Annotated in this window: 8 protein-coding genes and 1 pseudogene; 5 read left to right on the forward strand and 4 right to left on the reverse strand. The window is 72.6% G+C overall.

What is annotated here, in order from left to right; all coding sequences use genetic code 11:
- Window positions 1–7: 7 nt before the first annotated feature.
- From Q8W71_RS28030 to Q8W71_RS28045, 4 genes are all read right to left on the reverse strand, one after another.
- On the reverse strand, window positions 8–988 hold the full coding sequence (locus tag Q8W71_RS28030) for an aliphatic sulfonate ABC transporter substrate-binding protein (RefSeq protein WP_305528693.1): 981 nt from the start codon (window positions 986–988) through the stop codon (window positions 8–10).
- An 89-nt stretch (window positions 989–1077) separates the two neighbouring features.
- A complete protein-coding gene (locus tag Q8W71_RS28035) occupies window positions 1078–1878 on the reverse strand; it encodes an ABC transporter ATP-binding protein (RefSeq protein ID WP_305528694.1) in 801 nt (266 codons plus the stop codon).
- A complete protein-coding gene (locus tag Q8W71_RS28040; RefSeq protein ID WP_305528695.1) occupies window positions 1872–2888 on the reverse strand; it encodes an ABC transporter permease in 1017 nt (338 codons plus the stop codon). Before Q8W71_RS28040 ends, Q8W71_RS28035 begins: the two co-directional genes overlap by 7 nt.
- A 10-nt stretch (window positions 2889–2898) precedes the next feature.
- Window positions 2899–3981, reverse strand: a complete 1083-nt coding sequence (locus Q8W71_RS28045) for an ABC transporter substrate-binding protein (RefSeq protein WP_305528696.1) — start codon at window positions 3979–3981, stop codon at window positions 2899–2901.
- Between the two features lie 565 nt (window positions 3982–4546).
- Here Q8W71_RS28045 and Q8W71_RS28050 point away from each other — a divergent pair.
- The 5 genes and pseudogenes from Q8W71_RS28050 to Q8W71_RS28070 all read left to right on the forward strand — a co-directional run bounded on the left by Q8W71_RS28050 (window position 4547) and on the right by Q8W71_RS28070 (window position 8684).
- The gene (locus Q8W71_RS28050; protein WP_305528697.1) at window positions 4547–5692 is read left to right on the forward strand and encodes an acyl-CoA dehydrogenase family protein; all 1146 of its coding nucleotides are present in this window, start codon (window positions 4547–4549) and stop codon (window positions 5690–5692) included.
- A 20-nt stretch (window positions 5693–5712) separates the two neighbouring features.
- Window positions 5713–6810, forward strand: coding sequence for an LLM class flavin-dependent oxidoreductase (locus tag Q8W71_RS28055; protein ID WP_305528698.1), 1098 nt, complete (start codon window positions 5713–5715; stop codon window positions 6808–6810).
- Window positions 6810–7748 (forward strand): ABC transporter substrate-binding protein, encoded by a 939-nt coding sequence (locus Q8W71_RS28060; RefSeq protein ID WP_305528699.1) that lies wholly within the window; start codon window positions 6810–6812, stop codon window positions 7746–7748. The genes Q8W71_RS28055 and Q8W71_RS28060 overlap by 1 nt, the downstream gene beginning before the upstream one ends.
- Window positions 7749–7998: 250 nt before the next feature.
- Window positions 7999–8229: pseudogene (locus Q8W71_RS32995) on the forward strand (transposase family protein); the annotation flags it as partial.
- 119 nt (window positions 8230–8348) lie between these two features.
- On the forward strand, window positions 8349–8684 hold the full coding sequence (locus tag Q8W71_RS28070) for a transposase (protein WP_305525919.1): 336 nt from the start codon (window positions 8349–8351) through the stop codon (window positions 8682–8684).
- Window positions 8685–8797 lie beyond the last annotated feature (113 nt).

Here is an 8797-nt window from a genome sequence, read left to right on the forward strand (position 1 = left end):
CCGATCCTCAACGCGCGGCGACGGGGTTGAACTGCGCGTCGAGCAGGCCGTCGACGGCGGCGGCGACGTCCGTGCCGGCCGGGATCACCCCCGCCTGCTGGAGGGCGAGGCCCGCCGCCTTGATCGACGCGGCCTGGGCCGGCCCGATCGCCGGCTGCGACAGGTCGGTGCGCTCGAGTTGGCGGGCGATCACCGGCTCGGGCAGCTTCGTGGCGGCGACCAGGGCGGCGGCGAGGGCCTGCGGGTTGGCGAGCGCGTAGGCGCGCACCCGCTCGTAGGCGGCGATCACCGTCCGGACGAGGTCGGGATGCGCCTTGGCGAAGTCCTCGCGTACGTCGAGCAGGCCCCAGGTGTTGGCCGCCGCGTCGCGGTAGAACAGCACGTCGCCGTTCTCGATCTCGGCCGCGGCCATCATCGGGTCGAGGCCCGCCCAGGCATCGACGTCGCCGCGGTCGAGGGCGGTGCGTCCGTCCGGGTGCTGGAGCAGGACGAGCTTGGCGTCCTTCTCGGTCAGGCCCGCACCCTGGAGCGCGCGGATGAGGAAGATGTGCGGGTCGGTGCCCCGGGTGACGGCGACGCGCCGGCCCTTGAGGTCGGCGGGCTTGGCGATGCCGGTGTCCTTGCGGGTGACCAGCGCCGTCCACTCGGGCCGCGAGAAGGCGTAGATCGCCTTGATCGGGTTGCCGTTGATCCGCGCGACGAGGGCCGCCGCGCCCGCCGCCGAGCCGAAATCGATCGCCCCCGCGTTCAGGAACTCCAGCGCCTTGTTGGAGCCGAGCGACTGGACCCAGCGGACCTTGATGCCCTTCGGCGCCAGCGCCTCCTCAAGGAAGCCCTTCTCCTTCAGGAGCAGGCCCACCGGGTTGTAGGTCGCCCAGTCCAGGCGGACCTCCTTGGGGTCCTCGGCGAGGGCGACCCGCCCGAAGGGCCCGACCTGGGCCGCCAGGGCGAGGCCGGCGGCCAGGAGGACTCTGCGGGTCGCGGACATGGAGAGAGGACCTTGCGTGCGTGGGCTGGGCCTGGGCCAGCGTGCGGGAGGAGCGGGTTCGGGTCTCGGCACCGGGCGGGGTCGCCCAGTCAGGTCGGCTGGCCGAGGATGCCCAGGATCTCGCGGCGCAGCCGCACGAGGTTGGGATCGTCGCGGTGGCGCGGGTAGGGCCGGTCGACCGGGATGTCGGCGCGGATCGCCGCCGGACGGTCGGAGAGCACGATCACCCGCTCGGCCAGCACCAGCGCCTCCTCCACGTCATGCGTCACCAGCAGGGCGGTGAACCGCTTCTCCTGCCAGAGGCGGAGGATCTCGGCCTGCATAGCGAGCCGGGTGAGCGCGTCAAGCTTGCCCAGGGGCTCGTCGAGCAGCAGCAGTCGCGGCTCGTTGACGAGGGCGCGGGCGAGGGCGGCGCGCTGGGCCATGCCGCCCGAGAGCTGGTGCGGGTAGACCTCGGCGAACCCGTCGAGCCCGACGAGCCGCAGGGCCGCGTCGGCCCGCGCCGCCCGCTCGCGGCCGACGCCTCGGGCTTCGAGGCCGAGCGCCACGTTCCCGCGCACGGTGCGCCAGGGGTAGAGCGTCGGGTCCTGGAAGACGAGGAGCCGGGCCGGATCGGGCCCCGCGACGCGGGCGCCGTCGACGGCGATGCGGCCGGCATCCGGCGGTTCCAGCCCCGCCACGAGCCGCAGCATCGTGGACTTGCCGCAGCCCGAGGGGCCAAGCAGGGCGACGAAGCCGCCGGGCTCGACCGCGAGGCCGATCCGGTCCAGCACCGGCAGGGCCGCGCCGCGGATGGCGAAGGCGTGGCTGACACCCTCCACCGACAACCGGGCGCCGGCCTCCCGGTCCGCCGCCCGGGGGAGGGGACGTTCGAGGGTCGCGGCTACCATTGCACCAGTCCCTTCTGCCAGGAGAGCACCCGGTCGCGCAGGCGGAACAGCAGGGTGATCAGCCCGGAGCACATCAGCGCCATCACGATCAGCGCGGCGTACATGTTGGCGTAGGCCGCCCAGCCCTGCGCCCATTGCAGATACCAGCCGAGACCGGACTTCACGCCGAGCATCTCGGCCACCACCAGCACCGCGAACGAGCCGCCGAGCCCCATGAACAGGCCGACGAACACGTGCGGCAGCGCCGCGGGGATCGCCACGCGGAGCACGAGGAAGCGGGGCGAGGCGCCGAGCGTCCGGGCCACGTCGAAGTACGCCTTGTTGACCCCCGCCACCCCCGACCACGTCAGCACGGTGACGGGGAAGCCCGTGGCCAGGGCCACGAGGAAGGTGCTTGCCGACCAGGAGGACGGGAACACGAAGAAGGCGAGCGGCAGCCACGCGGTGGCCGGCAGCGGCCCGACGAAGCGCAGCACCGGGTGCGCCCAGTAGCCCACCGCCTTGGACCAGCCGACGGCGACGCCGAGCGTGAAGCCCGCGGCCGCCCCGAACAGGTAGCCGCCGGCCAGGAGCTTCAGCGAGGCGAGGATGCTGCCGCCGAGCTTCGGCCAGTCGTCCAGGAACACCTCCAGGATCGCTTGGGGCGGCGGGAAGAACGGCATCGGCAGCAGCGCGAACTTCGCGGTGACGAGTTCCCAGGCCAGGAGGGCGAGGGCGAGCACCGCGAGCCAGGGAGTCCCGTGCGCGAGCCGGGCGCCGGCCCGTTGCAGGCGGCCCGAAAGCCGGGCGGAGGAGAGCAGGGCGGCGAGCGGCAGCGCCAGCCCGATGCCGAGGGCGCCCGCCGCGAACGTCGCCGTGTAGGGGAAGTCCCCTTCCTCCGGCAGGGCGTAGGTGGCGCCGGCGAGCGCGAGCCACGCGGCGCCGGCCGCGAGCGCGCGGGCAGGCGGGGCCGGGAGGCGCCGGGCGGGACGGTCCGGGACGGCGCCCGCGGTGCCGGTCAGGCTGGCCATGGCGCGCCCCTCAGCTCAGCACGTCGGCGTAGACCCGCTCGGCGAACTTCGCCGTGTCGGTCGTGCGCTTGAGGACGTTCACCCGCTTCAGCTCCTCCCCGTAGAGGACGAGCTGCTGCTTGAGGTCCGCCCCGACCGGGCGGTCGTCGTGGTGCTGGCTGCGCAGCATGGCGGCCAGATCCTCCACCGAGCCCTTGCCGCCGTAGCCCGCGAAGATCCGGGCGGCGTCCTCCGGATCGGCGTGGACGCGGTGGCCGGCCTCCAGCACCGCCCGGGTCAGCGAGGACGCCGCGGCGCGGTCGTTGCGGATCAAGCTGCCGCGCACCGCCACGACGCAGCAGGTGCGGTCGGCGTAGGCGCCGGTGAGGTTCGTGGCGACCTCGGCGAAGCGCGGATCCTTCAGCCAGATCCACGTGCGCGGGTCGGAATCGGCTAGCGCCTGCGCCTCGCCCTTCTCCACGGCGAGGTTGAGGAGGTCGGCCGGGTATTGCCGCCACTCCACGCCGTTCTCCGGGTCGATCCCGGCCTCGGCGAGCATCAACCCGAAGAAGTTCTTGGCCGGGCTTGCCTGATCGCTGATGGCGATGGTCTTGCCCCTGAGCGCCGCGATCTCGGTGATGCCCGCGGCCTTCGATCCCAGGAGGCGCAAGCAGCCCCCGTGCAGGCCGGCGGTGATCTTCACGTCGAAGCCCTGCTCCAGGGGCTTGAGCCAGCGCAGGGCCATGCCGATGCCCGCATCCGCCTTGCCGGTGGCGATGGCCTCCAGCAGCGCCTCCGTCGAGCCGCCGAAATTGACGAAGTCCACGTCGAGCCCGTGGCGCGCGAAGATGCCCCGCTCCTTGGCGAGCGGCGCGGCCGCGGTGCAGATCGCGGTGGCGTTCCAGGCGAGCTTGATCGGCTTCAGCGCGCCCGCGGGCTCTTCCGCCGCGGCGGGGCGGCAGAGCGGGCCGGGATCGAACGGCGCAGCGGGCCCAGGCCCCCAGGCCCGGCCGCTGCTGGCGCCGAAGCCGAGGGGCAGGGCCGCCGCGGCCGCCGCGGCCCGCAGCAGGAAGCGGCGCGACGGCAGGGGGCCGGGGCGCAGTGACTCGTCCATCGCAGAAGTCTCCGATGCCGCGCGGCGGCAGGTTTGTGTGCCCGCGCGGCGGCGGGCTTGAGAACGGTCGACGCGCAGGCGAGGCCGCCCGAACGATCGGGCGGCTTCCTGGCGTGATGTGTTGTCGGGTGAGGTTTTGGGAGCGGTGCGCGGAGCGACCGTGACCAGTAGTCTTCAATCGCAAGACTGTGATGTCAACGAAATCGTCTTCTCAATTTCGGCCGCGTTCGATGACGACCCGCTCGCGAGGCGCCCGTTTGCGAGAACGTTCGCACGGATCCGGAGGCGCGGTGGTCCGGAGATGGCCGGTCCGTTCGCGAAGACCTTCCGCGGCGCGGCTCTGTATTCCGGCGCCGCGCGGGCCCGGTGGCGAGGACGAAGCATCGTGCTCGAGAACGAACGGGAACGACAGTTTCGTCCTCGACTGCCCGATCCGGCGGTAAGAACTTTCTTCCGGCGACCGGATCTTTGAAAATCCGCTTCGTTGACGGCCCGCCCGTCCGGTTCGACCCTAGGGGCGGGCTCCCGGATCCGCCGCGGCGGCCCGCGTGCCCAAAAAATTCCGATGACCGTCGCCGTCCCGCCGCCCGACCCCGTCCGCACGCTCGCCGAGGACTTCACCGCCCGCGCCGCCGAGCACGACCGGGCCGGCACAGTCCCGCACAGCAACCTCGCCGCCCTGCACGCGGCCGGCCTCGTCGGGCTGACCGTACCCCGGCGGCTCGGCGGCGGCGGCGCGGGGCTGGTGCGCGCCAGCGCCGTCGTCGGCGCGATCGGTGCCGCCGACCCGGCGACCGCCCTCGTGCTGGCGATGACCCTCATCCAGCACGGCCTCATACACCGGGACGGTTCGTCCTGGCCGCGCCCTCTCGCCGACGCGGTCGGACGGGAGACGGCGACCCGCGGCGCCCTGATCAACGCCCTGCGGGTCGAGCCGGAACTTGGCACCCCGTCCCGGGGCGGCCTGCCGGCCACGCGCGCCCGGCGCGACGGCGACGGCTGGCGGATCACCGGCCGCAAGATCTACTCCACCGGCGCGCCGACGCTCGCCTACGGCGTCGTCTTCGTCCGCACCGATGAGGACGCGCCGCGGGTCGGCAACGTCCTCGTGCCGTTCGACGCGCCCGGGATCCGGATCGAGGAGACCTGGGACCACATGGGTCTGCGCGCCTCGGGCAGCCACGACACGGTGTTCGAGGACGTGTTCGTGCCGGGCGACCACGCCGTCGACCTGCGCCCCCCGGAGGCGTGGAAGCGCCCGGACGCCCAACAGCAGGCATGGAGCTGCACGCTGCTCGCCGCCCTCTACGACGGGGTGGCCCGGGCAGCGCAGGGCTGGTTCCTCCGCTACCTGCGCGAGCGGGCGCCCGGCAGCCTCGGCGCCCCGCTCGCGAGTCTGCCGCGCTTCCAGGAGGCGGCCGGCGAGAACAAGCGGCTTATCGCCGTGAACGCCCGCCTCGTCGCCGGACTCGCGGCCGAGACCGACGCCGACACGCCGCCGGCTCCGCAGGAATCCGGCTTCGTGAAGCTCACCGTCACCGAGAACGCCATCGCGATCGTGCAGCGGGCGGTTGAGCTGTCCGGCAATGCCGGCCTGTCGCGGAAGAATCCGCTGGAGCGGCACCTGCGCGACGTCCTCTGTGCCCGGATCCACTGGCCGCAGGCCGACGCCGTGCACGCGGGCGCCGGCCGCGCCGCCCTCGGCCTCTGACAGCATCGTAGGAGACCTCCATGAGCCTGCTTCCGCCCGAGACGATCGAGTTCATCGGCTACGTCGCCCCGCGGCACACCTCTGAGATCCACCCGGCGGAGGGACCGCCGATCGACCGCGACTACCTGAAGCTCCTCGCGCAGGCGCACGAATGGGGCGGCTTCGACCGCGTGCTCGTGGCCTTCCACTCGACCACGCCGGACGCCCTGCTGCTCGCCGCGCAGATCGGCGCGGTCACCGAGCGCCTCGGGCTGATGATCGCCCACCGCACCGGCTTCACCGCGCCGACCGTGGCCGCGCGCCAGTTCGCGACGCTGGACCAGCTCACCGGCGGGCGCGTGGCGATCCACGTGATCAGCGGCGGCGACGACCGCGAGCTGGCGCAGGACGGCGACCACCTCACCAAGGATGAGCGCTACGCCCGCACCCGCGAGTTCCTCGACATCGCCCGCCTGAGCTGGGGGGCGGCCGAGCCGTTCGACTACGCGGGCACGTTCCACCGGGTCGCGCGCGGCTTCTCCGAGGTGAAGCCCATCTCCGGCATCCCGGTCTATTTCGGCGGCGCCTCGCCCGCCGCCCTGGAGGTGGCCGGGCGCCACGCCGACACCTACGCCCTGTGGGGCGAGAGCCAAGCCCAGGTCCGCGACCTGATCGGCCGGGTCCGCGCCGCCGCGGCCCCGCACGGGCGCGAGCTCCGCTTCAGTCTGTCCTTCCGGCCGATCCTCGCCGACACGGAGGCGGGAGCGTGGGCGCGCGCCGAGGCGATCCTGGCCCGGACCCGGGCGGTCCGCGCCGCCCGGGGCCTCGGCCCGGCGGCGGCGCCGCAGAACGAGGGCTCGCGCCGGCTGCTCGCAGCGGCGGCGCAGGGCTCCCGCCTCGACACGCGGCTCTACACGGCGATCGCCGCCGAGACCGGGGCGGCGGGCAATTCCACCGCCCTCGTCGGCACGCCGGAGCAGGTCGCCGAGGCGCTGCTCGCCTACCACGACCTCGGGGTGCGCACCTTCCTGATCCGCGGCTTCGATCCGCTGGAGGACGCGGTCCAGTACGGGCGCGAACTGCTGCCGGCCTTCAAGGCGCTGCTCGCCCAGCACGGCCGCGCGGCGGAGGCCGCCTGATGCGCCGCCTGCTCACGCTGGTCGCGCTCGCCCTCCTCGCCGTAGCCCCCGCTTGCGCCGAAGACGTGCTGCGCGTCGGCGACCAGCGTGGCAATGCTCGCGCCTTGATGGAGGCGGCGGGCGTCCTCGACGGCCTGCCCTACCGGCTCGAATGGAGCGAGTTTTCCGCGGCCGCGCCGCTGCTGGAGGCGCTCAACGCGGGGGCGATCGACGCGGGCGGGGTCGGTGACGCCCCCTTCACCTTCGCGGCCGCCGCGGGGGTGCCGGTGAAGGCGTTCCTCGCCTTCCGCAACCGCCAGGACGGGCTGGCGATCCTGGTGGCGAAGAACTCGCCAGTCCGGACGGTGGCGGATCTGAAGGGCAAGCGCATCGCCACCAACCGCGGCTCGATCGGCCACCAGCTCGTGCTCGCCGCCCTCGAGGAGGCGGGTCTGCCGTCCGACAGCGTGACCCTCAGCTTCCTGCCGCCGGCCGACGCCAAGATCGCGCTGGCCTCAGAGGCGGTCGACGCGTGGTCGACCTGGGAGCCCTACACCTCGACCGCCGAGCTCGCCGGGCTGGCGCGGGTCGTGCGCGACGGCAACGGCATCACCCCGGGCCTCGGCTTCGCGGTAGCGAGCCACGCAGCGCTGAAGGACAAACGCCCGCTGCTCGCCGACTACGCCGCCCGTCTCGCGCGAGCCCGCGCCTGGGCCCTGCGCGACCCTGCGCCCTACGCCGCGGTCTGGTCCCGGCTGATCGGCCTGCCCGATGCGGTGCCGCTGCGCTGGTTCGGTCGGGCGCAGTACCGCACCGTGCCGATCGACGCGGATGTGATCGCTGACGAGCAGCGCAACATCGATCTCTACGTTCGCGCCGGGCTGATCCCGAAGGCCCGTGCCCCGCACGCTGCGGCGATCTTCGACACTGAATTAAGTGAGGTAGAAGCTGTACGATGAGATGCTTAGAATGCTTGTCGTGTATTTACTTGCTGGTGATTAGAAAAATATGTCAAAATTTTTTCCAGAAAAATAATGCTCGGTATGGCGATGCTGCCTCGCTTCCTGTCGAGGCCATTCCCCGGGGGCGCCATATTCGCATATCTCGCTCGAGTTGCACATTGGTGTTGTCCATCTCCCCAGGGCGATTCAGAGAAGGTGATTGAGGGGGTGACGGTCCGCGGCGACGGGTTCATTCAGGCTCTGGAAGATGATCCTGAAGGGCGGCGTGGCCGAAGCACTGGACGTCGTGGGCGCTGGCAGCCTGTGGGATCACTTCGCGGCCATCCCGGATCGGCGCGGCCGCAAAGGGCGCCAGTACGGACTGCCCGCCGTCCTGACCCTGTCTCTGGCCGCCATGCTGTCGGGGCCCAACGATCCGCGCGCCGTGTTCCGGTGGGGCCGACGGCTGCCGCCAGCGGCGCTGTTCCGCCTCGGCCTGGAGCGGGTGCCCTGCCACGCCACGTACCACGACGTCTTCAAGGCCCTTGACGCGGCGGCGACTGGGATTGCCCCGGTTTGGTGGACACCGAGAACGCTTTTGCGTGAGGTGTTTCCCCGATGCCCAAGACCCGCCCCGCATACCCGGCCGAGTTCCGCCGGCAGATGGTCGATCTGGTCCGCGCCGGCCGCGATCCCACCGACTTGGCCCGCGAGTTCGAGCCCTCGCGCCAGACCATCCAGAACTGGGTCACGGAGGCTGACCGCGGCGAGGGGCGGCGCGAGGCGAAGCCGCCGACGGCCGATTCCAGCCTGACGACGACCGAGCGCGACGAACTCATCCGGTTGCGGCGTGAGAACCGGCAGTTGAAGCTGGAGCGTGACATCCTCTCTCGCGCGACGGCCTGGTTTGCGCGGGAGACCGGGGTCCTGCCGTCGGGGTCTTCCGGTTCATGAGCGCCAACCAGGCCGACTTCCCGATCGCGGTGATGGCCCGTGTGCTCGGTGTGTCGAAGGCGGGGTACTACGCCTGGGCGGGGCGAGAGCCCTCGGCGCGGGTGGTAGCGGAC

The sequence above is a fragment of the Methylobacterium amylolyticum genome (assembly GCF_030700245.1).
Classification (GTDB): Bacteria; Pseudomonadota; Alphaproteobacteria; order Rhizobiales; family Beijerinckiaceae; genus Methylobacterium.